The sequence below is a fragment of the Hyphomicrobium nitrativorans NL23 genome, from assembly GCF_000503895.1.
Taxonomy (GTDB): Bacteria; Pseudomonadota; Alphaproteobacteria; order Rhizobiales; family Hyphomicrobiaceae; genus Hyphomicrobium_C; species Hyphomicrobium_C nitrativorans.
The window spans coordinates 648,605-675,007 of record NC_022997.1 but is presented as its reverse complement, the minus strand read 5'-3'; the positions used below and the strand labels follow the sequence as shown (position 1 = coordinate 675,007).

The 26,403-nt window shown below is 64.3% G+C and carries 24 protein-coding genes; 14 read left to right on the top strand and 10 right to left on the bottom strand.

Annotated elements, in window-relative coordinates; all coding sequences use genetic code 11:
* The first annotated feature begins 81 nt into the window (after window positions 1-81).
* Together W911_RS03110 and W911_RS03105 are read left to right on the top strand one after the other, a co-directional pair.
* Complete coding sequence (locus W911_RS03110; RefSeq protein WP_023786055.1) at window positions 82-930, top strand: SDR family oxidoreductase; 849 nt, start codon at window positions 82-84, stop codon at window positions 928-930.
* A gap of 735 nt (window positions 931-1,665) precedes the next feature.
* Window positions 1,666-2,922 (top strand): aminotransferase class I/II-fold pyridoxal phosphate-dependent enzyme, encoded by a 1,257-nt coding sequence (locus W911_RS03105; RefSeq protein WP_201768821.1) that lies wholly within the window; start codon window positions 1,666-1,668, stop codon window positions 2,920-2,922.
* A gap of 80 nt (window positions 2,923-3,002) precedes the next feature.
* On the opposite strand, the gene mnhG is transcribed toward W911_RS03105, so the two are convergent.
* From mnhG to W911_RS03070, 8 genes are read right to left on the bottom strand one after another with little or no spacing between them, the layout of a single operon-like run.
* Window positions 3,003-3,383, bottom strand: coding sequence for a monovalent cation/H(+) antiporter subunit G (gene mnhG / locus W911_RS03100; RefSeq protein WP_023786053.1), 381 nt, complete (start codon window positions 3,381-3,383; stop codon window positions 3,003-3,005).
* Entirely contained in the window at window positions 3,380-3,685 is a 306-nt protein-coding gene (locus W911_RS03095; RefSeq protein ID WP_023786052.1) for an MrpF/PhaF family protein, read from the bottom strand. Before W911_RS03095 ends, mnhG begins: the two co-directional genes overlap by 4 nt.
* Window positions 3,682-4,011 carry a Na+/H+ antiporter subunit E gene (locus W911_RS03090; protein WP_023786051.1) on the bottom strand — a complete coding sequence of 110 codons (330 nt, stop codon included), beginning with the start codon at window positions 4,009-4,011 and terminating at the stop codon, window positions 3,682-3,684. The genes W911_RS03095 and W911_RS03090 overlap by 4 nt, the downstream gene beginning before the upstream one ends.
* Window positions 4,008-5,558 (bottom strand): Na+/H+ antiporter subunit D, encoded by a 1,551-nt coding sequence (locus W911_RS03085; RefSeq protein ID WP_023786050.1) that lies wholly within the window; start codon window positions 5,556-5,558, stop codon window positions 4,008-4,010. Before W911_RS03085 ends, W911_RS03090 begins: the two co-directional genes overlap by 4 nt.
* The gene (locus W911_RS03080) at window positions 5,555-5,938 is read right to left on the bottom strand and encodes an NADH-quinone oxidoreductase subunit K (RefSeq protein ID WP_023786049.1); all 384 of its coding nucleotides are present in this window, start codon (window positions 5,936-5,938) and stop codon (window positions 5,555-5,557) included. The genes W911_RS03085 and W911_RS03080 overlap by 4 nt, the downstream gene beginning before the upstream one ends.
* A 1-nt stretch (window position 5,939) precedes the next feature.
* Complete coding sequence (locus W911_RS03075) at window positions 5,940-6,338, bottom strand: MnhB domain-containing protein (RefSeq protein ID WP_023786048.1); 399 nt, start codon at window positions 6,336-6,338, stop codon at window positions 5,940-5,942.
* The gene (gene mbhE, locus W911_RS17125; RefSeq protein ID WP_051388501.1) at window positions 6,335-6,946 is read right to left on the bottom strand and encodes a hydrogen gas-evolving membrane-bound hydrogenase subunit E; all 612 of its coding nucleotides are present in this window, start codon (window positions 6,944-6,946) and stop codon (window positions 6,335-6,337) included. The genes W911_RS03075 and mbhE overlap by 4 nt, the downstream gene beginning before the upstream one ends.
* Window positions 6,859-8,634, bottom strand: coding sequence for a proton-conducting transporter transmembrane domain-containing protein (locus W911_RS03070; RefSeq protein WP_051388500.1), 1,776 nt, complete (start codon window positions 8,632-8,634; stop codon window positions 6,859-6,861). Before W911_RS03070 ends, mbhE begins: the two co-directional genes overlap by 88 nt.
* Window positions 8,635-8,869: 235 nt before the next feature.
* On the opposite strand from W911_RS03070, the gene W911_RS03065 reads away from it, so the two are divergent.
* The 5 genes from W911_RS03065 (at window position 8,870) to W911_RS03045 (ending at window position 15,656) form a co-directional block, all read left to right on the top strand.
* Entirely contained in the window at window positions 8,870-9,490 is a 621-nt protein-coding gene (locus W911_RS03065; RefSeq protein ID WP_041316194.1) for a ribonuclease D, read from the top strand.
* Window positions 9,491-9,775: 285 nt separating this feature from the next.
* Entirely contained in the window at window positions 9,776-11,782 is a 2,007-nt protein-coding gene (lptC, locus tag W911_RS17120; RefSeq protein WP_144083490.1) for an LPS export ABC transporter periplasmic protein LptC, read from the top strand.
* Between the two features lie 173 nt (window positions 11,783-11,955).
* Window positions 11,956-12,819 (top strand): LPS export ABC transporter ATP-binding protein, encoded by an 864-nt coding sequence (lptB, locus tag W911_RS03055; RefSeq protein ID WP_023786045.1) that lies wholly within the window; start codon window positions 11,956-11,958, stop codon window positions 12,817-12,819.
* A gap of 183 nt (window positions 12,820-13,002) precedes the next feature.
* On the top strand, window positions 13,003-14,538 hold the full coding sequence (rpoN, locus tag W911_RS03050) for an RNA polymerase factor sigma-54 (RefSeq protein WP_023786044.1): 1,536 nt from the start codon (window positions 13,003-13,005) through the stop codon (window positions 14,536-14,538).
* Between the two features lie 653 nt (window positions 14,539-15,191).
* On the top strand, window positions 15,192-15,656 hold the full coding sequence (locus W911_RS03045) for a PTS sugar transporter subunit IIA (RefSeq protein ID WP_023786043.1): 465 nt from the start codon (window positions 15,192-15,194) through the stop codon (window positions 15,654-15,656).
* A 48-nt stretch (window positions 15,657-15,704) separates the two neighbouring features.
* Here the strand turns inward: W911_RS03045 and W911_RS03040 are convergent, their stop codons facing one another.
* Window positions 15,705-16,505, bottom strand: a complete 801-nt coding sequence (locus W911_RS03040) for an undecaprenyl-diphosphate phosphatase (RefSeq protein ID WP_023786042.1) — start codon at window positions 16,503-16,505, stop codon at window positions 15,705-15,707.
* Window positions 16,506-16,787: 282 nt separating this feature from the next.
* On the opposite strand from W911_RS03040, the gene W911_RS03035 reads away from it, so the two are divergent.
* The 7 genes from W911_RS03035 to W911_RS19060 all read left to right on the top strand — a co-directional run bounded on the left by W911_RS03035 (window position 16,788) and on the right by W911_RS19060 (window position 25,471).
* Window positions 16,788-17,483 (top strand): glutathione S-transferase family protein, encoded by a 696-nt coding sequence (locus tag W911_RS03035; protein WP_023786041.1) that lies wholly within the window; start codon window positions 16,788-16,790, stop codon window positions 17,481-17,483.
* A 3-nt stretch (window positions 17,484-17,486) separates the two neighbouring features.
* Window positions 17,487-18,674, top strand: a complete 1,188-nt coding sequence (queG, locus tag W911_RS03030; protein ID WP_023786040.1) for a tRNA epoxyqueuosine(34) reductase QueG — start codon at window positions 17,487-17,489, stop codon at window positions 18,672-18,674.
* The gene (locus tag W911_RS03025; RefSeq protein WP_023786039.1) at window positions 18,671-19,543 is read left to right on the top strand and encodes an SDR family oxidoreductase; all 873 of its coding nucleotides are present in this window, start codon (window positions 18,671-18,673) and stop codon (window positions 19,541-19,543) included. The genes queG and W911_RS03025 overlap by 4 nt, the downstream gene beginning before the upstream one ends.
* Window positions 19,544-19,676: 133 nt before the next feature.
* Window positions 19,677-21,035, top strand: a complete 1,359-nt coding sequence (locus W911_RS17115; RefSeq protein WP_144083489.1) for a hypothetical protein — start codon at window positions 19,677-19,679, stop codon at window positions 21,033-21,035.
* 181 nt (window positions 21,036-21,216) lie between these two features.
* Entirely contained in the window at window positions 21,217-22,743 is a 1,527-nt protein-coding gene (locus tag W911_RS03015) for an undecaprenyl-phosphate glucose phosphotransferase (RefSeq protein WP_023786037.1), read from the top strand.
* Window positions 22,744-22,746: 3 nt separating this feature from the next.
* Entirely contained in the window at window positions 22,747-24,081 is a 1,335-nt protein-coding gene (locus tag W911_RS03005) for an O-antigen ligase family protein (protein WP_081717611.1), read from the top strand.
* A complete protein-coding gene (locus tag W911_RS19060; protein ID WP_081717610.1) occupies window positions 24,074-25,471 on the top strand; it encodes a lipopolysaccharide biosynthesis protein in 1,398 nt (465 codons plus the stop codon). Before W911_RS03005 ends, W911_RS19060 begins: the two co-directional genes overlap by 8 nt.
* Here the strand turns inward: W911_RS19060 and W911_RS02995 are convergent.
* Window positions 25,468-26,256, bottom strand: a complete 789-nt coding sequence (locus tag W911_RS02995) for an alpha/beta hydrolase (protein WP_023786034.1) — start codon at window positions 26,254-26,256, stop codon at window positions 25,468-25,470. The genes W911_RS19060 and W911_RS02995 overlap by 4 nt on opposite strands.
* Window positions 26,257-26,403 lie beyond the last annotated feature (147 nt).

Below are 26,403 nucleotides of genomic sequence, written 5' to 3'. Positions count from 1 at the left end.
AATAGAACAGAGAACACGCCAGCGGCCTTCGGCGCGGCAACGCTCGTGACTGGCTCGGCACCTGGCGAAGAAAGAACGCGAATGAAAAACGTGATCGTAACCGGCACGTCCTCGGGTATCGGATTGGATACCGTCGTCGCGCTTGCGAAGCAGGGATGGCGCGTGTTCGCCACGATGCGCAAGACCGCAAAGAGCGGACCGCTCGAAAGCGCGCTTGTCGATGCGGGACTTCGCGACCGTGTCGAGATCGCACAGCTCGACGTGACAGACGCCGCATCGATCTCCGCCGCGGTCGAAGCCGTACTATCGAAAACCGGCGGCCAACTCGATGCGGTCGTACACAATGCCGGCGTTGCCGTCGGCGGCGCGTTCGAAGACATCCGGGACGATCAATCGCGGCATGTCATGGAAACGAATTTCTTTGGCGTCGTCGCGTTGACGCGCGCGCTGATGCCCACGTTCCGCAACCAACGGCACGGACGCGTTCTCATTGTATCGAGCGACGCTGCATTCATGGGGCAGCCTGGAAACGCCATCTACTGCGCCTCGAAGTGGGCCATCGAAGGGTGGGCGGAAGCCGCCGCACATGAACTCAACCTGTTCGGGATCGAAGCGATCCTCGTCGAGCCCGGCCCCTATCGCACGCCGATCTGGGAAAACTCGCCCCACATCATGCCGCCCGAAAGCCCGTACTACGCTTGGTCGCAGCAGCTCTTCAAGGCAGCCGACGAGCACACGGAACGCACGGCGCGCGATCCGATCGAAGTTGCACGCGTCATCGTAAAAGCGCTCGAAGCACAACGCCCTCGCTTTCGTTATCCCGTGGGCCCGCTGGCGCGCATCACGCATGCCGTACGCGGAAAGATTCCGAGCAGGCTCATGCGCCGCGGCGTTTCGCGCCTCCTCGGTCTCCATCGCATACGCGCGTGAACACCTGAAAGAGACGCGCGCGGCAAGACGACTTTCGTTGCGGCCCACTCACGTCCCCAGACCCTGCATCGACGGCACGTCCGCTCGCGATGCATAGGGAACTTTGCAGCACACGACGGGTTGTCGTCGTGATCATGATTTTTTCCGGTCACGGCATCGCGCCAGCGGTCGGGCGCTTGAGTCGGCTTGCGGATCGAGACGTTCTCGCCGGATTTCCCATAGTGCTTTTCGCGCGCGCTCGCGGTAATCGACTTTAGTAAGCATGGGACGTAAAGCCGCGTAGATACACGTTCATTACGATTTATAAGGCGTTCGATGCATATTTGCTCACAAATCAGATCGGCCTCAATGGTTAACCTATTGAGTCAACAAGTAAAAAATTACAAGAAGATTCGCGAAACTGAAGTAAGGATACCTTTCGGGTTCGGTGTCACCTTCCAAGCGTCACGCATCACGCCGTTTTTGTTGAGAGCTGCGGCTGCACATTGGGTTCACACCCGTCGGCATACTTACTGAGGGGTAACCCAAAACCGATGACAGCCTATCGCGCTCTCCGCATCGCGGCAGCCTCGATCCCGCCACGATGCTGGGCCACCGCCCGCTGCCGAAATTCTCCTGCGCCGGGACAGAGCGGAAGCGCCGCCTTCTGCCGTCCCTCGGCGCACGCATCCCAGATCACGCCTTGCCGCTAACACTGGCGTTGCCCCTGCGCGCCGCAAACCTAAGGAGTACCTTGTGCTTAACTTGATTCCTCAAACGAAGAACTGGCTGCGCGCCAATGGGGATCGTCCGGTAGCGGCCAAGCCGTTCTCATCGCTGTCCTCCTATAAGGCGATCAAGCACCACCAGACACTCGCCAAGACGCTCGGTATTCCGAACCCGTTCTATCGCTCGACCGAGGGCATGGCGGACAAGCTGACGCTCATCGACGGCAAGCCCGTGCTCAACTTCGCATGGTGCGACTATCTCGGCCTCAGCCAGCATCCTGAAATGATCGCCGCTGCCAACGAGGCGACGAGCCGCTTTGGCACCACGCTTTCGGCAAGCCGCATGGTCTCGGGCGACACGCCGATGCACCGCGAGCTCGAAGCGGAAATCGCACGCACGATCGGCGTGGAAGCCGCCCTCGTTTTCGTCAGTGGCCATGCCGCCAACGTCTCCACCATCGGCACGTTGATGAACTCCGACGACCTGATCGTTCACGACGAGTTCGTCCATAACAGCGCGGTCGTCGGCATGCGCCTCTCGGGCGCCGAAACCCGCAGCTTCAAGCACAACCGGCTCGACGCGCTCGAAAACATTCTCCGCACCGAGCGCGCGAAGTACCGCAACGTCATGGTCGTCATCGAAGGTCTGTACTCGACCGAAGGCGATCTGCCCGACCTCGCGCGCATTGTCGAGCTCAAGGAGCGCTACGGTGCATGGCTGATGGTGGACGACGCGCACGGTTGCGGCGTGCTCGGCGCAACGGGCCGCGGCCTTGCCGAGCATTGCGGCGTCGACGGCGCCAAGGTCGACATTTGGATGGGCACGCTGAGCAAAGCCTACGCGTCGTGCGGCGGCTACATCGCCGGCAACACCGAACTGATCGACCTGCTCCGCTACGCGGCACCGGGCTTCGTCTTCTCGGTCGGCCTTCCCCCGGCGATGACGGCGTCCGCACTCACGGCCCTTCGCATTGTCCAGCGCGAGCCGGAACGCGTTCAGCGCCTGCATAACAACAGCAAGATGTTCCTCGAAGGCGCACACGCACGCGGCCTCGATACCGGCCGTGCAGCCGGCATCGCGATGCTGCCGATCATGGTCGGCCTCACGGGCCGCGCGGCCAAGACGGTCGCACGCGTCCTGGAGCGCGGCGTCAACGCGTCCTTCATCATGTATCCCGGCGTCCCGATGAACGCGGCGCGCCTGCGCTTCTTCCTCTCCTCGGAACTAACGGAAGCCGAGATCAATCTGGCGCTCGACGTCACGAAGGAAGAGCTGGGCCGCTAACGCTCACGCGCTTCACGAATACAAACGAAAGGGCGCCTCGGAAACGGGCGCTCTTTTTTTGGGCAGATCGACCGCGTCCATCAATCGGGCTTCACGTCATCGCCGACGCTTTGAAGCGCCCGATCGAACGCGCCGCGCGGGAGCACGCTTGCAAGCTCGTCTCTTTGCGTCGCTCCCCACAACGGGACGCCCGCGATGTAGCCGGCTCGGCCCAGCAGATGCCCCGCAACGGGAACCGTGAGCAATAGAAAGAGATTGGCGAGCACGATCTTGAGAGCAATCTCGAACGACGGCATAGCAAAACCGATTCCGATCAGCACCAAACCGGCGCCCGCCACACCAGCTTTGGTCGCCGCGTGCATCCGCATGAAGAAGTCCGGAAACCGCAGCACGCCGATGGCCGCGACGAGACACACCGTAGCTCCAAGAACGAGAAAGAATGCGCCGATCCAGGCCGTCATGGCGCGTCCTCGTTATCATCGTCACGGATTGCGCCGCGTTCGATAAAGCTCGCCAACGCGACAACGGCAAGAAAACCCACCAATGCCACGCCGAGCGCGACATCGACGAACGCCGTGGAGCCGGACACCAACACCGCAAGGCCAGCCACAGCCACACCGATCAGCGAAAGCATATCGAGCGCCACGACGCGGTCGGGGGTCGATGGCCCGCGCACGATGCGAAGCGCCGCGCACACAGCCGCAGCCGCAAGCAGCACCCCGGCGATTATCGCCGCGATCTCCAAAGCGGCCACTCCGCTCATGCGAGCACCTCCCTCACCTTCGCCTCGAAGCCAGCCTTGATGTCGGCCACGGTGCTTTCCGACGCGTTCATCGCGTGCACATAAAGCGTCTTGCGATCCTCGCTCACGTGCAAGCTCGTCGTACCCGGCGTCAGCGTAATCATGTTGGCGAGAAGCGTTATCCCCGCATCGCTTTTCACATCGAGCGGCACGGCAACGATGGCCGGACGCAGCGGCCGGCGCGGATCCAGCACGGCAAGCGACACATCCTTCACCGAAAGCGCGAACTCGCGGAAGAACAGGGCTCCAAGCCGCCCCCACGCCACAGCCTTTGTCGCAAAGCTCATGGCACGCTCTCTTGAATGCGCGCGCCGCCCGCCGTCTCCGGTGGAAAGACCGCGTCGATGTAAGCGGATTTGTCGAGCAGTTGCGCACCGGCGCGAAGCGAATAGTCGACGAACGGCTCGGCCCAAAAGCCGATGGCAAGCGTGATCGTCGCGAGAGCGGAAATCGGCACGAGCATGAGCACCCGCGTGCCGGGTTCACCGAGCCAACGCCGCTCCGCCGCAACGGATCTCTCCGGCGCTGCCTTCCAGAACGCTTCGTTCCAGATCTTCAGCATCGAATAGAGCGTCAGCAATCCAACGGCGAGCCCGGTTACCGCAAGCGCGATGTGTCCTGCATCCAGGCTCGCTTTGATCACACCGAATTTGGCCCAAAACCCCGATAGCGGCGGAAGCCCCGCAAGCGACAGCGCAGGAATAGCGAACAGCACGCCAAGCAGCGGCAGTCCGCGATAGAGCCCGCCGATCTCCTTCAAGTGGTACGATCCACCAGCCCGATGGATGACACCGGCAACAAGGAACAGGTTCGCCTTCACGACGATGTGGTGGATCACGTAGAGGATGGCGCCACCCACCGCGAGCGGAGTCGCAACAGCGATGCCGAGCAGCATGTAGCCGATCTGACTGATGATGTGGAACGAAAGGATGCGCCGGATGTCGAAGTGCGCCGCCGCCCCGAGCACGCCTGTGATCATCGTCGCCGCCGCGATCGCCCCGACAATCGGCGCGGTGACGCCGGTATCGCCGTCGAACATGAGCGTAAATGTCCGCAGGATCGCATAGACGCCGACCTTCGTGAGCAGTGCCGCGAAAATGGCGACGACGGGCGCGGACGCCGTGTGATAGGCGGCCGGAAGCCAGAAGAACAGAGGAAACACCGCAGCCTTCGCACCGAAGGCGACCAGAAACAGCAACGCAAGCGTCGTCACAAGTCCCTGGTTCTCGACCGTGGGCAACACGAGCGCGAGGTCCGCCATGTTGAGCGTTCCGGTCGCGCCATAAAGCAAAGCGACCGCGATCAGGAACTGCGTCGTAACGACGAGGTTGAGCGTCACGTACTTCACGCCCGCATCGAGCTGCGCTTTCGTTCCGCCGAGAGCCAGAAGCCCGAACGACGAAATCAGCATCACCTCGAACCAGACGTAGAGGTTGAAAATGTCTCCGGTGAGAAACGCGCCCGTCACGCCGAGCAACAGGCCCTGATAGAGCGGATGGTAGAACGCGTACTCGCGCGCGGACGCGTCGCCGGCCAATCCGTAAATCCCCACCGCAACGGCCATCAACCCTGCAATCAGCACCATCGCAGCCGAGAGCATGTCTCCTACGAAGCTAATGCCGAATGGCGCCTGCCACGCACCGAACTGCGTCGCGAGAACCGTGCCGTCATGCACGGCCCCGACAAGTGCAATCGCAGACAGCAGCAGCCCGAAACTCGCAGCGAGACTCACGCCACGCTGAACGAGCGGCCACCGCCACGCCAGAAGCGACAACGCCACGCCTGCAAGCGGACAGAGAACCGGAAGCGCAAGCAGCAGATTTGCGCGCATCATTCCCGCCTCTCGTCGTCGCGCAGCCCTTCGCCTGGCGGCGTCTCCGCATCCCGCATGGCGTCCGGGTCGAGCGTGCCGAGCCGCTTATACGCATTTTCGAACAGAACAGCCGTGAACGCGACGAGCGAAAACGAGATCACGATCGCGGTCAGGATGAGAGCCTGCGGCAGAGGATTGGCGCTGACGGCAACCGTCGCCTCGCCTGCCTCGACAAGCGGCGGCACGCGAGAGCCGAGACGACCGGCCAGAAAGATCGCGAGGTTCGCCGCGTTGCCGAGCACGAGAAGGCCGAGCAGGACGCGCAGCATATTGCGCGACAGGATCAAGTAGGCCGCAACGGCAATCATCACCCCGAAGGCAAGCGCGAAGATGGGTTCCACGTCACTCCTCCAGATAGGGCAAGAGGAACGTGAGCACCGCGCCGACGACCGTGAGATAGACGCCGACATCGAACACGAGCGCCGTGCCAACTGCGAGGCCGCCCGGAAATGTCCACTGGTGCGTAAGATACGGCGAATTCAGAAGAAGCGCCGGAAGCCCGGAGAGAAGCCCGAGCGCGAGCCCGCCGCCGATCAGCGCCTTCGGCCACACGCGGATAAGCCTCACGAGCGCCGAACGCCCGCGCGGCAAAGCGTACACGGCCAAGCCCGCAGCCGCGATGAGTCCGCCGATGAAACCGCCCCCCGGCTCGTTATGGCCGCGAAACAGCACATAGATGGAGAAGAGAAGCGCGAGCGGGAGGATCGCGCGGCCGGTCGTCCTCAGGATCAGAGAATTCATGCACCCTTCTCCGACATCCGCCGCCGCACACCGGCAATCACCGCGGCCGCCGCCACCGCTGCAAGCCCAAGCACCGAGATCTCGCCCAGCGTATCGAGGGCCCGGAAATCGACGAGGATCACGTTGACGAGATTGCGCCCATGCGCTTCAGGCACGCTCGCCGCGCGGAAATAATCCGAAAGCCGCACGTCGAAAGGCATCGCGAGAACGGCAAACAACACGCACGTCGCGGACACGCCGAGCCCCACCGCAATCGCGCCGTCGCGCAACCGTTGCCGTCCCGTTCGCGCATCCCATTGCCGGAACGGCAACCGCCCCACGATGGCGAGCAGGATCACGATGGCAATCGCCTCCACCGAGAACTGCGTGAAGGCGAGATCCGGCGCGCCGTTGAGAAGGAACAGCAGCGCCACCGCGAAACCCACCATGCCCGCGGCGGCGAGACCGGCTACGAACCCTCTCGCACCGGCGACCGCAAGCGCCGAAACGATCAACGCAACCGCAAGCGCTGCATCGGGCCTCAGCCATCCGGCATCGAACGAAGGCAGCGCAAACCCGCCAAGCAGAGCGAGAGCAGGCGCGCCCGCCAGTGCGACAATGGCCAGCACGCGGCCGGCATAAAGCCTGAGACTTCCGGTCTGGATCGCGTTCGTTTGCCAAATGGCAACCCGTTGCAGCCCGGCGAGCAGCGCATCGTATCCACGGTCCGGTCCCACGCATCGATCTGCCGAATGCGCGCGAAAGCATCCCGTAGCGCGTCCCAACGCAGAAACGCGCCAACACCGATCAGCAGCGTCAGCACACTCAGGGCAAGCGCGGGGGTGAAGCCATGCCACAGCGCGAGCGTCGCGCCCAAGCGCCGGCCCGAAATCGCCTCCGCTGCGGACATCAAAAGACCGTCGCCTGCGATCCACGGAGCCACGCCGAATAGGAGGCCGAGAAAAGCAAGCACGACCGGCCCGGCCAACATCCGAAATCCCGGATCCTGCGGCGCGCCCGGCGTCGGCACGCGCGGCCCCATGAAACACCGCACCGCCACGATGCCCGCAACGACGACCATCGCGGCATTCGCAATCAATGCCGCGCCGAGCACGAGCCAGGATGATGCCGGGAGTCCCGCCTCGTAAATCAGCTCCTTGCCGACAAACCCGAAAAACAGCGGAAGTCCAGCCATCGACATCGCGCCAAGTCCGGCCGCAACCGCCGTCACCGGCATCGCGTGGCGCAACCCGCCCAGCGCCGTGCTGTCCCGCGTGCCCGTTTCGTGATCGACGTTCCCCGCAACCAGGAACAGGCACGCCTTGTAAAGCGCGTGCCCGAAAAGAAACGCAGCAACCGCAAGCGCCGATGTCTCGCCCGGCAAACCGATCAGCAGCACCAACGTGCCGAGAGACACGACCGTCGAATAGGCGAGCACCCGCTTGAGGTCCACTTCGCGCAGCGCCAGCACCGCACCCGCGATCATCGTGGCCCCGCCCACACTCGTGAGCAGCAGAACCCACAATTCATGCGCCTCGAACACCGGATTGAACCGCGCGAGCAGATAGACGCCGAGCTTCACCATGGTGGCCGAGTGGAGGAACGCCGATACCGGCGTCGGCGCCACCATGGCGTTCGGCAGCCACGAATGGAGCGGCACCTGCGCCGACTTGGCGAACGCGCCGATGGCCAGAAGCACGACGATGGCCGGTGCGGTCGAAAGCGCCGCCACCGCCTCGCCCCGCGCCAGAATCTCGCTGATCGAGTACGTGCCGAGACCGGACCCCAGCAGAATGACGGCCGCAAGCAGCGCCAGCCCCCCGGCCACCGTCACCAGAAGCCCTTGTTGGGCCGACCGCCGCGCTTCGGCGCTTTCCGGCGTCGTCCCGATAAGCAGGAACGACGTGAGGCTCGTCAGCTCCCAGAAGACGACGAGCAAGATGAGATCGTCGGCCAGCACCGCCCCGATCATCGCGCCCATGAACACGGTGAGCGCGGCATAAAAGCGAGGCAGCCGCTCGCGCCCCTTGAGATACGCGGACGCATAGAGGAACACGAGCGTTCCGATGCCGGTGATCAGAAGCGCGAAGAGAAGCGAAAGCCCATCGACCCGAAAGGAGGCGTCGATGCCGAATGTCGGAATCCAGGGATGAACCTGCCTCAGCGTCCTGCCGTTCCCGATCTCGGGAAGGAAGGTCGCGAAGCCTGCGAAAAGCACGGCAGGGATGGCCGCAACGAACGGCGATGACCGCCCGCCCAGCCACGCCGCCAGCGGCGCGAGGAAGAACGATGCGGCCACAAGCGCGAGAATATCCATCGACCGCCGTTCCACTTTCCGGTTCAGCGCTTATCGCCCCTGAAAATTTCCAGGGTCAAGAAAAACCGGCACTTTCTGAGATCAGAACCCGCAAAAAACGAACCTCCCGAGGCGCGCTCTTGCTTTTAAGCCGCGAAACCGCTACACCCGCGCTCGGAACACACATAAAATCCACGATAAATTTCAATAACTTACATGCCTCGTGGATCAGCCTTCGCCCGCATACGAGGTTCACATGTCAGCGCAGCCCTTCACCCTCCACAAAGGCGATCTTCCCGCGGATGTGTCCTTCACGGGCAGCGTCGCAATCGACACCGAAACGCTCGGCCTCGATCCGAACCGCGACCGTCTCTGCCTCGTGCAGCTTTCGAGCGGCGACGGACATGCCCACCTCGTGCAGCCGGATCCGAAAACCTACGACGCCCCGCGCCTGAAAGGGCTGCTGGCAGATCCGGCCATTCTCAAGATCTTTCACTTCGCTCGCTTCGATCTCGCAGTTCTTGAGAAGTACCTCGGCGTAAAGGTTGCCCCGGTTTACTGCACAAAGATCGCCTCCAAGCTCGTGCGAACCTACACCGACCGCCACGGACTGAAGGATATCACGTCCGAACTCTTGGGCGTTGACCTCTCGAAGCAGCAGCAAAGCTCGGACTGGGGCGCCGCAACCCTCACCCAGCAGCAGCTCGCCTATGCCGCCTCCGACGTTTTGCATCTGCACGCTTTGAAGGCAAAGCTCGACGCAATGCTGGAGCGGGAAGGCCGCACGGCTTTCGCGGACGCCGCCTTCGCGTTCCTCGGAACCCGCGCCAGGCTCGACCTTGCGGGCTTCGGCGAAGTCGACATCTTCGCGCACTGAACCGGGCGGCTCCAAACACGCGGTATCCGGGACCGCGAGGTCCCAATATCACCCAATTTCAGGGCGATTGTCCGCACACCTTCGCGCGTGCAAAACTCGGCGTGTCGAGACCCGTGCAGAGAAAGTCAGGTCTCGCGCAGGATAGACCGTGCGCGGATTGGCCTCTATCTAACCAGGGTGCGCGTCGCGCGGGACACGCCATGCGGGACGAAGGGCCATTCGCCCTCGTCCTATCCGCCGGCCTGGAACGTCAAGGTCGACGAACTTCGAGGGCGGGACACCTCCATGCTCATGACTGTTAACCCCCAATCGGAGCCGTCGGCGAGCCGCCAGACCGGCCAGGGGCTGGTCATGGCCGCCGACCGCTCACGCGAATTCGAGAAGGCGGCCCGGCGCACCATGATCGTGCGCCTCCTTCGCATTGTCTTCCCCGGCGCGATCGTCGCCCTCCTCGGGGTGTACGGGATCGCCATCGCGCAAAAAACGGGGCTTGTCAGTCCGGACGCCCTGCCCGAAGTCGCGCTTCGCCAGATCCTGCCGGCAGACTTGGCCATGACGAACCCGCGCTACGAGGGCTTCGGCAAGGACGGCGTGAGCTATAAGTTCACGGCGAAAACCGCCGATCCCGACCTGACCAATCCCAACGTCGTGACGTTGAACGGCATCTCGGGTGAAATCTATCAGGCGGACAAGACGCGCACCGACGTCACCGCCGTGCGCGGCGTCTTCAACAACAACGACAGCGTGCTCGAACTCTACGAGCAGATCGACGTCGTATCCGAAAGCGGGCTCAAGGCGAAACTCACACGCGCAACGATCCTCGCGAAAGAAGATCTCCTGACCTCACCGGAGCCTGTCGCGGTCGCATTTCCGAGCGGCACCGTCCACGCAAAGCAGATGACGCTACGCCAGAAGGCGCGCGAAGCGACCTTCACCGAAGACGTGCAGGTCGAGCTTTCGCCGCCGCCCGACGACCAGCCGAAGCCGGAGGCCCGAGACGCCGCGGCAGCCGAACCCGCATCTGACGCCGCAGCGCTCTTCACGCCATCCAACGGCCCGATCCATATCAACTCTCACCGCCTCGACATCAACGACGCGAACAAGACGGCGCTCTTTTCCGGCTCCGTACGCGCACGCCAGGGCGACGCCGACCTCACGACGCCGGAACTCGAAGTATTCTACGAAGGCGAAGGCATGATGTCCGCCGGGTCAGCGGCCGAGGGAGAGAACGGTGCGGGTCGGCTGCGCCGCATCCTGGCCAAGAAGCCCGTCGTGATGCAGCGCGCAACCGGCGAAATCGTAACCAGCGACAGCGCCGACTTCGATGCCGTCACCTCGACGGCCGTGCTTCTCGGCGACAAGGTCGTGATGACCTCCGGCGTCGACCGCCACGCGACGAGCCGGCGCGTCGAGCTCAACGAAGCCTCGGGAATGATCGTCCTCATCGGCGATGTCGTCGTCACGCAAGGCACCAACGAGCTGCGCGGCGGACGTCTCGCCGTCGACCGCAATCGGCTCACCGCGCGCCTGACGTCGCCGCCCGAAGCCTCCGTCATTCCCGGACGCATCAGCGCACGCCTGATCCGCGATGCCAACGACACAGGCGGCACAACCGCCGCCACACCGGCTGCGCAAGGCATCGGCGCCATGTCGTTCAAAGCCGATCCCAAATCGCCCGTCGATGTCACGTCGGAATCGCTCGATGTGGACGACGGGAAGAAGGTCGCCGTATTCCGGGGCAGCGTGGAAGCCGCCCAAGGTGCGGTCAAGATCCAGTCCGCAGAACTCTCGGCCTACTACAAAGGCGAGGCCGGTCTCATGGATGCCGCCGGTGGCGGCGCGGGCGCGGCCAACACCCAGCAGGGCGCAGGCTCGGAGCTGACCCGCATCGAAGCCCGCAAGGACGTCAAAGTGACCGCCGCCGACGGACAGACCGCCACCGGCGACTGGGCCAACTTCGACGCGAAGACGAACAAGATCACCATGGGCGGCAACGTCGTGCTTTCCCAGGGACAAAGCATGGTGCGCGGCACGCGGCTCCTGATCGACCTCACGTCCGGCGAGAGCAAGATCGATACGGCCCCCGGCAACACCGTCGCTGTCCCGAACGGCGGCGGCTGGTCGGCCAACACCGAATCCGCCGCCGAATCCGGGCCGGCACGCAAGGCGGGCCGAGCCAGCGCGGTCTTCTTCCCTCAGGAGATGAAGGAAGGCCAGAAGAAGAACAGCAAAGCAAAGCGGCAGACGCCCGAAATCGACGGCTGGTCCGCGACATCGGAGCCGAACCCTTAGCCGCGCCGCAAAGATTTGACACCGACACCCGAAAACGGCTCGAATGCCAGATAAGGATCGCCTCGGTCACGATATGTCCCAGGCGCGATCCGTTGGTCGCCTGAACGTCCGAGACCGGCAGCAATCCCCGTGAGCCCAGAGCCCTTGAGCCCAGAGCACGACAGATCGTCCGTATGAGATTGTGGCCCCTGAAACAGAAAGCTGACGGCGCGACTGCGTTTCAGCCGGACCCCTATGGCGAACACGGCGCCGCAGGGGACGCCTACGGCTACGACGACGCAGCCGGCAACCACGAGCTTGCCAGCCACCAGGGCTGGCTCGTCGCGGAAAACGTCCAGAAGAGCTACAAGAAGCGCATGGTGGTGCGCGGCGTCAGCCTCGCCGTCGGACGCGGCGAATCCGTCGGCCTCCTCGGCCCGAACGGCGCCGGCAAAACCACCGTCTTTTACATGATCACCGGGCTCGTCCCCGCAGACGCAGGCCGCATTTCCATCGACGGCCGGGACGTCACCCGTTTGCCGATGTATCGCCGCGCACGCCTCGGCATCGGTTACCTGCCGCAGGAAGCCTCCATTTTCCGCGGCCTCACGGTCGAGCAGAATATCATGGCCGTGCTGGAGCTGGTCGAGCCGAACCGCCGCGCCCGCAAAGAACAGCTCGACAGCCTGCTTGAGGAATTTCAGATCACGCGCCTCCGCAAGTCGGCGGCCATGGCGCTCTCGGGCGGCGAGCGGCGTCGCTGCGAAATCGCCCGCGCCCTCGCCTCGCGCCCGTCGTTCATCCTGCTCGACGAGCCGTTCGCTGGCATCGACCCGATCGCCGTCGGCGACATCCAGGTCCTAGTGCGCCACTTGACGGACCGCGGCATCGGGGTCCTCATCACGGATCACAACGTCCGCGAGACCTTGAGCCTGATCGACCGCGCCTACATCATTTACGACGGCCAGGTTCTGACACAAGGTAAGCCCGCGGAAATCATAGCGAATGAAGATGTTCGGCGTGTCTACCTCGGGGATATGTTCGTTAACGCCGGTTGAGTATAGCCGTGGGTCGCGACGCATTCTGGAACCCAACGCGATGAGACCACTTGAGGCGCCACCCAACCGGGCAGCGACCCTGCGATGCATGAGCATCGCGGCGTGTGCGCCCCCGTACCGTAGCGTCGCCGGGGCTCGTCGCCGGATCGTTCCGGCGCCGCCTCGGACGCGGAAAGTCTGAGCATGGCGCTATCGGCAAAGCTTGAGTTGAGGCAAGGCCAGCAGCTGGTGATGACACCCCAGCTGCAGCAGGCGATCCGCCTCCTCCAGCTTTCCAATCTGGAGCTCGGCCAGTTCGTGGACTCCGAGCTTGAGCGCAATCCCCTGCTGGAAATCGACGAAGCGCCCGAAGGCGCCACGCGAAGCGAGGCGGAAGCGGAGCCTCAGATCGAGCAGGCGAGCAGCGACGGCTCGTCCGGCGATGACGAATGGCTGGACCTCGCGAAACCGGCCGCCGAACCGAACGGCGGCCTCGATGTCGAGCACTATGCGGTCGATGGCGACGACGGCGCGCCGGCCGGCGGCCTCGATAGCGACTCGGGCTGGGCCAGCTTGCGCCAAACCACGAGCTCGTTCTCCGGCGAAGACATCAATCCCGAAGCATTCGTCACCAGCGAGCCGACGCTCCGCGAACATCTCACCGCACAGCTCCCCCTCGTGATTCAAGGCCCGGTCGAGCGACTGATCGGCCAGCACCTGATCGACATGGTGGACGAGGCCGGATACCTCCAGGGCGATCTCGACGCGTTGGCGGTCAAGCTCGGCGCCCCGCTCGGAATGGTGGAGCGCGTTCTCGAAACGCTGCAAGCGTGCGATCCCGTGGGCGTCTTCGCCCGCACGCTCGCCGAGTGCCTGGCGCTCCAGCTCAAAGAGCAGAACCGCTACGACCCTCAGATCGCATCGCTCCTCGACAACTTGCACCTCCTGGCCGCCCACAATCTGCCAGCCCTGAAAAAGGCCGTCGGAGCCGATATGTCGGAGATCACCGACATGATCGAGGAGATCAAGCGCCTCGACCCGAAGCCGGGGCTCAAGTTCGGATCCGTCCAGATCCAGCCTGTGGTGCCGGATGTGCTTGTACGCGCAGCCTCCGACGGCTCCTGGACCATCGAGCTCAACAGCGACACGCTCCCCCGCGTGCTCGTCAACCGCACCTACTACGCCGAGGTGAGCACCACGACACGCAACGAGAAGGAAAAGGACTATCTTCTCGAATGCCTGCAGACCGCGAACTGGCTGGTGAAGAGTCTCGATCAGCGCGCACGCACCATCCTCAAGGTCTCCCAAGAGATCGTTCGCCAGCAGGACGGCTTCTTCACGCACGGCGTCCAATACCTGCGTCCTTTGAACCTCAAGACTGTGGCCGACGCCATTTCGATGCACGAGTCGACCGTCTCCCGCGTCACGTCGAACAAGTACATGGCGACCCCGCGCGGCATCTTCGAGCTAAAATACTTTTTCACCTCCGCCATCGCATCGGCTGGGGAGGGCGAAGCTCACTCGTCGGAATCCGTCCGCCACCGCATTCGCCAGATGATCGACGGCGAGAGCGTGCGCCAAGTGCTCTCCGACGACATGCTTGTCGACAAGCTCAAGGCGGAAGGCATCGACATCGCGCGCCGCACCGTTGCGAAATATCGCGAAGCGATGCGCATCCCCTCGTCCGTCCAGCGCCGCCGCGAGAAGCGCCACGCCGAGCGCGTCGGCCGCTCGGTTTGAACATGCGGCGCGACGTGCCATCCACTGCATCCTCGCGCCTCGCGATTGACACCCCCGAATCCCCGCTCTAGCGTTGCCTGAGTTAGGCTTCGGTCCGCGCAGGGCAAAGAACAAAGAATTGAAATAATTATAAAATATATCCGACGCGCACCGGGCCAGGAAGCTGTAGAGCGTGCGTAGAGACTGCCTCCAAGCGTGCGAGGCGAGGCCCGAAAAAGCCGGATCGGACATCCGATCGCTTTGTGATCGGTTCGAGATAAGCCGGAAAGCCAGGGTGCCGCATCTTTGCGCAGTGCGAGGCTACCGAATCGCCACTTTTGCTGGTTACGAACGCGGGTATCGCGGAAATGAACAGCGTGCATACGGAAGCTGGCCGCTCTCCGGAGCGTCGCGTCAGACGGCACGTTTGGTGCATATCTTTGTGCGGAACAGAGTGGTGTAAGCATAGGCCGCGCGTTGCCGGCGCCCCGGGGGGGCACGGCACTGAGGCGTCTAGACCATGATCGCTTCAGGCCCTACCAGCCTGAAGCGTGAATCATCGGTCTCACCTGAGAGATTAAGAGCGTGATCCCGATCCAATCGAAACTGATCACGCGCTAAGAGCAACAAGGGTTGGCAGCGATGCCGGTCACTGAGCTGATGGGACCCGAAAAATGGATTTAGGCGATCTTCTGGCACCTCGGGGTATCTTCCCTGCGTTCGAAGCGGCCACCAAGAAAGAGGCGCTTCACGGACTCTCGGTCCAGGCCGGAGACCTGACGGGCCTCGACGGGCGCACGATCTACGACACGCTGCTCCAGCGGGAGCGGCTGGGCTCGACGGGCCTCGGCCGCGGTATCGCCATTCCGCACGTCAAGCTGATCGGCATCGACGGCATCGTGAGCCTTTTCGCGCGCCTCGCCCGGCCGATCGACTTCGAAAGCCCGGACGGAGAGCCGGTGGATCTGATTTTCGTGCTGCTGGCGCCCGATCACGCCGGTGGCGATCACCTCAAGGCGCTGGCGCGCATTTCGCGGCTGGTGCGTGAGCCGACCGCACTCGAAAGGTTGCGTTCGGCGCCCGACCTTGCGAGCCTTCAGCACGCGCTGACATCGCCTCTCACGTCACACGCGGCTTAGCCGGGGGGCGAAGCGCGGCGGGGCACGACGACGCCACGCCGCGCTCTCTTATCCGTAGATCGTGAGCGCCGCGAGCCCAATCGAGCCGACGACGATGCGCCACCAGGCGAACGGCGTGAACCCGTGCCGCGCAATGAACGCGAGCGCGAGCTTGACCACCACGACCGCAGTCAAAAACGCCATCACGAAGCCGACGCCGAGCGGAAGCACATCCGTCTGCTCGATCTTGTTCCAATTGACGTAGAGATCGTAGGCGAACGCGCCGCTCATCGTCGGCAGCGCGAGCAGGAACGAGAACTCGGCAGCGGCGCGCCTTTCGGCTCCCATCAAAAGCCCTCCCACGATGGTGGCCCCCGAGCGTGAGACGCCGGGCATCAGCGCGAGACACTGAAAGAAGCCGATCGCCAACGCCCGCGCCGGCGGGATATCCATCGCGTCGGCAAATCGCGGCGTGGGCGCGAGCCACCGATCGACCGCGAGGAGAACGAACCCGCCCGCGATCAGCATTGCGCACACGAGCACCGGATTTTCGAACAGAACGTCCTTGATGAAGCCGTGCAAGAGAGCGCCGAACACCGCGGCAGGAAGGAAGGCCACAAACAAGGAAATGACGAAGCGTCGCACCCAGGGATCGGACGGAAGCGCGAGCAGCATCTGCCAGAGCCGGCCGAAATAAACGACGACAACGGCAAGGATCGCCCCGAGCTGAATCTGAACCTCGAACGTCTTGGCGGGAGACTCGAAGCCCAGAAAGTGGCCAGCGAGCAGCAGATGCCCGGTTGACGAGACGGGTAGGAACTCTGTCAGTCCCTCCAAAAAACCAAGCAGAATAGCTTGCCAGATCGGCATGAACGATGCGCTCCGGTTGGAAATGGAGAACCTTGGCACAAGAGGATGAATAGGGCGTTCCGATAGACCCCTGCGAAGGGACGGACAAGTCGGCGGGTTCGGTAGCACGTTTGCAGAAACGAGGATACGTTCCGGGGACGGCGGCCTGATGACAACGGACCATGGCTTCGGCCAGGCAGCGAATTCGGGCCGCCATCGAGTTGAAGCGGCAAGAGTTCCAGAAATCACCGGACGTCATTCCATCATCGGAGGCAACCCCATGAGGCGGGCAGATCGGATTCCATGCACACGCTAACCCATTTCCGGCTCTGCCCCCGCTCCCGTGCCATCCGCATTGCGCTGGCCGAGATCGGCATCACGCCCGAACTGGTGGAGGAGCGCCCGTGGGAGTGGCGCACGGAATTTCTGGCGCTGAACCCCGCCGGTGAATTGCCGGTGCTCGCGCTCGAAGGTGGCCTCGTCCTCTGCGGTTCCTACGCCATCACGGAGTACTTCGCGGGATTGCTGGAGAACATGCAGAAGGACGGCCGCCCTGCCCCACTCTTCCATGGATCTCTCGCAGAACGCGCGGAGCAACGCCGCCTCGTGGATTGGTTCCACGGCAAGCTCAACCGCGAAGTCACCCGCGAACTGCTGCACGAGCGCGTCTACGGGCATCTCATGGGAGAGGGCGGCCACACACCCGACACCGAAGCGCTGCGCGCCATCCGCACCAACCTGCGCTACCACTTGGGCTACGTGAACCATCTGGCCCACGAGCGCCGTTGGCTGGCAGGCGACGAAATGAGCTTCTCCGACCTCGCGGCCGCGGCCCACCTCTCGGCCATCGATTATCTGGGCGAAATCCGCTGGGACGATCACACGGCGGCCAAATCCTGGTATGCGCGCGTAAAATCCCGTCCGTCGTTCCGCCCGCTTCTGGCAGACCGCCTGCCGGGCCTTGCGCCCGCGCCCGTCTATACCGATCTCGACTTCTGAAAGATGCGTGCAAACCCGACCAGCGAAACGCAAGACACCCGCCCGGCCGCCACGGCGCGAGCCGGCGCACCGCGTGACGTCAAGGCCGTTCTCGCAAAACGCGCCCACGCGCTCGGTTTCGAGATCGTGCGCGTAACACGTCCCGATGCCATTCCCCTTTCCGGCGAGCGGTTGAAAACCTTTCTCGCCGAGGGCCGCCACGGCTCGATGGACTGGATGGAGACCACCGTCGACCGCCGCGCGGACCCGAACTCGCTCTGGCCGGACGCACGCTCCGTAGTCATGCTGGCCATGAGCTACGCGCCCGAAACGGATCCGATGGAGGCGCTCGCCGAACCGCTCAACGGCGTCGTCTCGGCGTACGCGAAGCGGCGCGACTACCACGACGTCATGAAAGGCAAGCTGAAGGAACTCGCCTCATACCTCGCGCAGCAGACGGATAAGCCCGTCAAAGTCTTCGTCGATACCGCGCCGCTGATGGAAAAGCCGCTCGCGGAAGCCGCCGGCATCGGCTGGCAGGGCAAGCACACCAACCTCGTCTCCCGTCATGGCGGCTCGTGGTTCTTTCTCGGCGCAATCCTGTCCGCAGCCGAGATCGCCCCCGACGAGCCGGAGCGAAACCATTGCGGCACCTGCTCGCGCTGCCTCGATGTCTGCCCGACGAAGGCGTTCCCCGCGCCGTTCCAGCTCGATGCCCGCCGCTGCATCGCCTACCTCACCATCGAGCACAAAGGCCACATCGCCGAGGAGTTCCGCGCCGCCATCGGCAATCGCGTCTACGGCTGCGACGACTGCCTCGCCGTCTGCCCTTGGAACAAATACGCCCGCGAAACACGCGAAGTCCGACTCGCGCAGTTGGACGAGCTCGACAATCCGCTACTCTCCGAGCTGCTGGCGCTCGACGACGCAGCCTTCCGCGAACGCTTCCGCGGCACGCCGGTCAAGCGCACTGGGCGCGACCGCGTCGTTCGCAATGGCCTGATCGCCGCCGGAAACTCTAAAGACGCTTCGCTCCTGCCGCACGTCACGCCCCTGCTTGCCGATCCGTCGCCGCTCGTGCGTGCGATGGCCGTCTGGGCCTTCCGGCGCTTAGCGTCCGCCGACGAGATCGCGGCCACCCGCAGCCGTCACCTCGCACGCGAAACGGACGGCGACGTGCGCAGCGAATGGACCTCTGGGAGAGACGCATGACCAGCCTGTTCTGCTTTGGCCTCGGCTACAGCGCCGAGGCGCTGGCCCGGCGCGTGCGCCCCTTGGGCTGGCGCATCGCCGGCACGGCCCGCACGGCCGAAGGCCAGGCCCGGCTCGCATCGCTCGGGTATGACGCGTTTCTGTTCGACGGCATGGCACCCGGATCAGGAATTTCCGACGCACTTGCCGACGCGAGCCATGTCCTCGTCTCGGCCGGGCCGGATCAGGACGGCGACCCGACCCTCCGCTTTCACGAGGGCGACCTCGCCCGTGCGCCGCACCTCCGCTGGATCGGCTACCTCTCCACCATCGGCGTCTACGGCAACACCGACGGCGCGTGGATCGATGAAACGGCCGCTCCCAACCCCGGCTCCGAACGTTCGACACGGCGCATCGGCGCCGAGAACGCGTGGCGCGCGTTCGGCAACGCCCACGGCAAGAGCGTCCAGATCTTCCGCCTCGGCGGCATCTACGGCCCCGGCCGCAGCGCATTCGACGATCTCCGCGACGGCACGGCACGCCGCATCGTCAAACCCGGCCAGGTGTTCAACCGCATCCACGTGGATGACATCGCAAGCGTGCTGTTCGCGGCCGCGAGCGGCGCCGGACGACACACGGTCTACAACGTGACCGACGGCACACCTTCGCCCTCGCAGGAGATGATCGCGCACGCGGCGGATCTCCTCGGCGTCGAGCCACCGCCCGAGATCTCCGTCGAGGAAGCCAAGCTCTCCCCCATGGGCAGAAGCTTCTACGCGGAGAACCGCCGCGTCGCGAACCGTCGGTTGCAGGACGACCTCGGCGTCACGCTCGCCTATCCAAGCTATCGCGAAGGCCTCGCGGATATTCTCGCAAAATCGCGAACCTGAACGGACTGACAGCATTCCCCCTCTTTGTTGCCGGAATCCGGGCGGATCATACGCATGATGATGTTCGGAACGGGAACGAGTGTCCGCGCCGAACGCAGAGTTCATATTGCATATCGTTCGACGAGAGGCTGTCATGATTGCCCGACACCCCATGCCGCTTTTGGCGATGCTGCTGGGGGTTGGCGCGGGGCTCTTAGGAACACCCGCGCAAGCGGAACAAACCGGCCATGCGTTGGCCCAAAAGTTCGCCGCCGGCGCTGCAGAGGAAGACGCGCGCCGTAAGGCCGCGGAAACGAAACGGCGCAAGGCGGAAGAGAACAAGCGCCGTAAGGCGGAAGAAACTGAAATGCTGGCGCGTGCCCGCGCCGAAGCCCTTGAGCGCAAAGCCGCAGCCGATAAGGCGCGCGCGGCGGAAGAAGCGCAAGAAGCCAAGCGCATCGCCGAAGAAGAGCGCGCCGAAAAGGCGCGCCGTCTGGCCGAAGCGCAACGCGCCGCCCGCGAACGCTTCATCGCCGAACAGACCCGGGCCGAAGAGCAGCGAATTGCCGCCGAGAAGCGTGCTGAGGAAGAACGGGCCCGCGAAACAGCCCGCATCGCCGAGGAAAAACGCATCGCTGAAGAAAAGCGTGTGGCCGAGCAGAAGCGAGCCGAAGAGGAACGCGAGCGTATCGCGCTGGAAAAACGCCGCGCGGAGGAAGAACGCCAGCGCTTAGAGGCAACCCGCCTTGACGAGGAAAAGCGTATCGCAGACGAGAGGCGCCGCACGGAAGCACACCGGATCGCCGAAGAGGAACGCCTGGCCGAGCAACGCCGCCTTGCTCTCGCCGCCGAACGCGAGGCATCTCACGAACGCCGCGCCGAGCGGATCCGCAAACTCGAAGACGAACGCAACGCAAAGTCGTTTGCGGATCTCAAATCGCCGATGGGCCTCGGTGCGTCGAGAGAGCGTCCGCCTGCACCGCGCACGACACAGCCCGCCAAACCTGCGGAACGCGTCACCATCCTGCTCGTGATGAAGCCCGGCGCCACAGGCATCCGCCGCTTCGGCAAGAAAACCGCCGATCCCGTACTCTGCTCAGGTGCCAATTGCTGGATCGGCTCGGGCGCAAACCGCGCCGCCAAGGCCGTGACACGCGGCCTCGCGCTTGGCCCGGCCAACACGATGGGCCGCCGCGCAGGGGCCTGCAACCATCGCCTGTCCTGCGTCTACCGCAACGTCGACCTGCGCGCGCCCTTCGCGAGCGTTCAGCCCATCGACCTTCGCGTCGTGCGCCACGACCGCCGCGAACCGCTTCGTCTCGAAGCGGACCGCTCCTGCCGGATCGCGAACGGCGCGCTGGTGTGCGACAAGACTTACGCGTCGCGCTCCTGGCGCGCATGGGTGATCGACGAGGATCTCGCTCTCAAGGCCGGACCAGCCGCACTTGCCGCCGCCCTCGAACACGGCCTCGTCCCAACTCACTCCGCCGCACGTCACGCGCAAAGTTTTTAGCTGAGCGCACGGCGGCACCGTACGGCATCGACTCGTTTCGAAGCACACCGCTACCGATCCTTAACCAGGATCGAAGACGCACCCGCCCATTCCGGCTTTTGCACCGCGCCGCCTTTACCGCTTCGAGACAAAGCTGGGTCATGGTGAGAGCCAAGAATTTACCCATCTTGGACGTGCGGCCATGGCCATCGCAACTCATGAAACCCCGAACGGCGACGCGCGCCCATCGTTCTGGCGCAAGGCATCCCACCGCCTTTCGGGCACCGCAACGCGTCTCTTCGACCGCATCTTCTGTTCCGATGAGCGGCGCAACGTTTCGCGGCCGAAACTCCTCTTCGCAACCAGCACGACGGACGCCGCGATCCTGATCGCAACGGGGGTGGTGGCCTTCGTCGCCCTCGAACCCACGCCGGCGTCCACGCTCGCGATCGCGGCCTGGACCGTTGTTATCGCCCTGGTCACGACCCTCGAACTCCGCCGCAACTGGTCGTATTCAGTTCACGCCCTGCGCGAACCCGCGCGGCAGGCGCGAAAAATCTTGCGCAGCGTCATCGTTGTGTTCTGCGTCACCGTCGGCGCTGCCCATCTCCTGAAGATCGCACCGTTCTCACCTCGAACCGGCGCCGCATGGCTCGTATCGGCCATCTTTCTCATGACTGCGTTCCGCTTCCTGCTTGCGCGCGGCCTCGCCCATCTCACGGAAGCCGGCCGCCTTGTGCGCCGCACCGTCATCGTCGGCGGCGGCCCGGACGCAGAAGCGGTGATTTCCGCGCTGGAGCGCGACAACCTCAAGGAAATCTCGATCGTCGGCGTGTTCGACGACCGCTTCGACGATCGCTCGGCCGATAGCATCGCGGGCTATCCCAAGCTCGGCACGTTCGATCAGCTTCCTGCCTTCTTCCGCAACACGGGCATCGATCTCATGATCGTGACCGTTCCGATGAGCGCCGAAGCCCGCCTTATGCAGATCCTGAAGCAGCTTTTCACGCTGCCGGTCGACATCCGCATCTCGGCCTTGAGCTCGAAGCTCCGCCTCGCATCGGGCACCTATTCGCACATCGGCCGCGTGCCCATGCTCGCGCTGATGGACCGCCCGCTCACCGACTGGGATCGCGTGATCAAGAACATCGAGGACCGCGTCGTCGGCACGGCGCTGTTCGTTCTTGCAGCCCCCGTCATGGCTCTCGTCGCCCTGGCGATCCGCCTCGACAGCAAGGGCCCGATCCTCTTCAAGCAGCGCCGCTACGGCTTCAACAACGAGCTGATCGAAGTCTATAAGTTCCGCTCCATGTACGTGGACAAGACGGACGCCTCGGCCAGCAAACTCGTGACGCGCGACGATCCCCGCGTGACGCCCGTCGGCCGCTTCATCCGCAAAACGAGCCTCGACGAGCTGCCGCAGCTCTTCAATGTCCTCAAGGGCGAGATGTCCCTCGTCGGCCCGCGCCCTCACGCGACCGAAGCCAAAGCGAGCGCAGACCTCTACCAGACGGTCGTCGACGGCTATTGTGCGCGCCACCGCGTCAAACCCGGCGTCACCGGCTGGGCGCAGATCAACGGCTGGCGCGGCGAAACCGACACGCACGAAAAGATCCAGCGCCGTGTGGAGGCCGACCTGCACTACATCGACAACTGGTCGCTGATGCTGGATCTCTACATCATCGCCGCAACTCCGTTTGCCCTTCTCACGGGCAAGAACGCGTACTAGCGGATGTCAGCCACCTCGTTCCACATCCGGCGCACCGGCGCATGGCCGAACGGGCGGCGCGACACGACCTTGCGCACCGCGGCCCATGTTGACCGGAACAGCCGGGCCCTCGACCGACGGCCGGCATGGACCGTTCCGGCCAGCACGCTTGCCGCCATTGCTGTTGCAGGCGCGATGGGCACGAGCGCCATCGTTTTCTCCGAGCCCGCGGTCGCCGACATCCTGATGGCCGCCGTCATCGTCGGCCTCCCGCTTCTCGGCGTCACGCGCTTCGGTCACGCTGCGATACTGAACCTCATGCTGTGGCTGGTTCTGGTCGCCTGCGGAATAGCGGCATGTTCCATGTCGACCACCATGAACACCGCCATCATTCATCAGGTGGTGACGCTCTATCTCGCGCTTGGCGCCTTCGTCCTCGCGGGCTACATCGCGGCCGACGCGGAACCTCGTTTCCATCTCGTCATGCGATTCTACACCCTGGCCTGCCTGATCGCGGCATTAACGGGCCTCGCCGGATACTTCAACGTTCTACCCGCCGCCTACGAGCTGTTCACGAACCACGGCCGCGCGCGCGGAACGTTCAAGGACCCGAACGTGTTCGGCGCGGCGCTTGCTCCGGCCATCGTCTACACGGTGTGGATCGTCCTGCGCGCGCCGATGCGCCAAGCCGCGATCGCCGCCGCGGTCTCGCTCCCGCTCATGCTGGCACTCCTGCTGTCGTTCTCGCGCGGCGCGTGGATCTCGGTGGCCTTCTCGCTCCTGATCGCCGTCTGGCTCTCCGCCGTCACCACACGGCGCAAACGCGATCACGTCCGCCTCGTGGCGGTCGGCACGGTTGGCACGCTTGTACTCGCCCTCGCGCTCGCGAGCACCCTCCGGCACGAATCGATCAGCAACCTCCTGTCCGAGCGCGCAAGCTTCGATCAGTCCTACGACAGCGGACCCGAAGGGCGCTTCGGTGGGCAGGCCAAAGCGATGAACCTCATCCTCGAAAACCCCTTTGGCATCGGCACGCACACCTTCCGCGACAGTCACCACGAGGAAGAGCCCCACAACGTCTACCTCAGCCAGTTCCTGAACGCGGGCTGGCTCGGCGGAACGCTCTACCTCATCTCCATTCTCGGCACGCTCGCGGCAGGCCTCTACGCCGCCCGCCGGCGGACGGCCCTGCAAGGCCCGCTCATCGTCGCCACGGCGGCTTTTGCCGGAGTAGCCCTCGAAGGCCTCGTCATCGACAGCGACCACTGGCGGCATTTCTTCCTGCAAATGGCGCTCATTTGGGGCCTCGTCGACGCCATGCCGTTGGTAGCAAGCACAGAGCAGCGGCAGCATGATTGAAGCCAGAACGCACACCCCGAAAGCTTACGCCCCGAGCGCCTTGCGCCTCGCGCTTGAAAACATATGGGCGAGCCGGCAGCGCCACGCCGAGAGCTGGAACGCAATCGGCGTGTTCGCCGTCCGCGCAGGCAGCGCGGCGCTCCTGTTCCTGACCCAGATCGTGCTCGCCCGCTGGATGGGCGCGGGTGAATACGGCCTCTTCGTCACCGCGTGGACGTGCGTGCTCGTGCTCGGCGGCATCGTGCATCTCGGCTTCAACGTGGCCATGATGCGCCTTGCGCCGCAGTACTACGCCAACAAGGACTATGGCGCCTTCCGCGGCCTCTGGGCCGGCGGCCGCCGCGTGGTGACGACGTCCGCAACCGTCGTCGCTCTCCTGGGCCTCGCGGCCGTCTGGATCGTGGAGGTGGACGGCAGCGCCGCCCTCGCCCTGCCGCTCGCACTCGCCTTCCTCTGCTTGCCGCTCTACACGCGCACCGACGTGCAGGACGGACTCGGCCGCGGCCAGGGCTGGACGATGAGCTCGATTGTCCCGCCCTTTATCGTCCGTCCCCTCGCCTTGCTCGCGATGGTCGCCATCGCATTCCTTGCAGGCTCACCAGCCACCGCCGTCACCGGCATGATGCTGGCGTTCTTCTCCGTCGTCGCCGCCAATGTGATGCAGACCGTGCTCCTCAAGCGGCGTATTCGCGAGACCATCCCCGAAGCCACGCCGACCTACGACTATGCGGGCTGGTTCAAAATCTCGCTGCCGCTGCTCGCGGGCGGCATTTCGGAAATCGTCACCCTCAACGCGGACGTGCTCCTGCTCAATCTGTTCCGCCCGCCGGAAGAGATCGGCATTTATTACGCGGCCGCAAAGACCACCGCTCTCGCGCTCTTTGTGCTGTATGCGGTCGGCACGGCGTATGCAGGCCGCATCGGCTCTCGGAAACCGCGCCGAGATCGAAACGCTCGTCGGCCAGGCCGTGCGCTGGACGTTCATCCCCTCCGCCGCCGTCACGCTGGCCATTCTCGCCGCGGGCTATCCGGTGCTTGCGAGTTTCGGCGAAGGCTTCACGGATGCCTATCCCCTGATGTTCATTCTCGCCGCGGGCATTCTCACGAAGGCCTCGATGGGCCCGTCGGAGTTGATCCTCAACATGCTGGGCCACCAGCGCGCGAGTGCGCTCTCGATGGCGACAGCTGCGATCCTCTCCGTCGTGCTCAACCTTATGCTGATTCCGATCTGGGGCGTGACGGGCGCTGCCGTCGCGACGGCAACCGCCATCGTCTCCATGTCGGTGATCAACTGGGTCGCGATGCGCCGCCTGGAAGGCCTCAACCTGTTCGTGTTGGCCAATCTGCCCCGCCGCAATCCGCAAGTCTGACGCACCGGACGAGCGCCTAAACCAGCTCCTCGATAAGCCCATAAAGCTTCGCGAGATCCGCGGGACGCGAGAGGCGGTGCTCGCCGTCCGGCACCTCGCAGATCCGCACCCAATCTCCGCCGAGAACATCTTCCAAAGCGCGTGCGTGCTCCACGGGCACATCTTTGTCCTGCACGCCCTGCAGGACGAGCACAGGCCGGCCCGGATCGAACGCGGCATCCTTGATCAGGTGACGCCGTCCATCCTCGATGAACTGCCGCGTGATGACGTAGCCCGCGGGGTCGTAGGCGGACGGCTGCACCCACCGGCCCTTCTCTAGGATCTCGCGCCGCACATCGTCGGGATAGCGGTTCCACATCAGCTCTTCGGTCAAATCCCAAGCTGGCGCGACGAGCACCAGTCCCCGCACGCGCGCGACCTCTTCCGGCACCGTCTCGACAAGCCGGCGCAGCAAGAGCAACGCGAGGTATCCGCCCGTACTGGACCCGACAAGGATCTGCGGCCCCGTCGTTACCTCGCGAAACACAGCCACGCTTTCTTCGAGCCAATCGCTAACCGTCGCATCCTCGAATGCACCGTCCGAACGACCATGGCCCGAATAGTCGAAGCGCGTGAGTCCCAGCCCACGCGGCGCCGTCCACCGCGCCAACGCTTCGGCCTTGGTCGAAACCATGTCGGACTTGAGGCCCGTGAGCCACAACACGCTCGCCCCCTCCGGCATGTTCGGCGCCGCATGGAGGTACGCGATCCGCCGCCGCGTTTCGCCCTCTCCGACATTCAGAAACCTCACGTCGTCGCCAGCCATGCGGCCCTGCTCCTGCTCTATTTTTCCTGCGCGCCCGATGCCGGCCAGACGCCGCCGCAAGGGCCACCAGCCCAACTTGGCATTTAGGCCCCCCCCGTCTATAGAAGCTGCCACGGTTGCCGTAAAACGGCCGCTGCGGCAGATGAG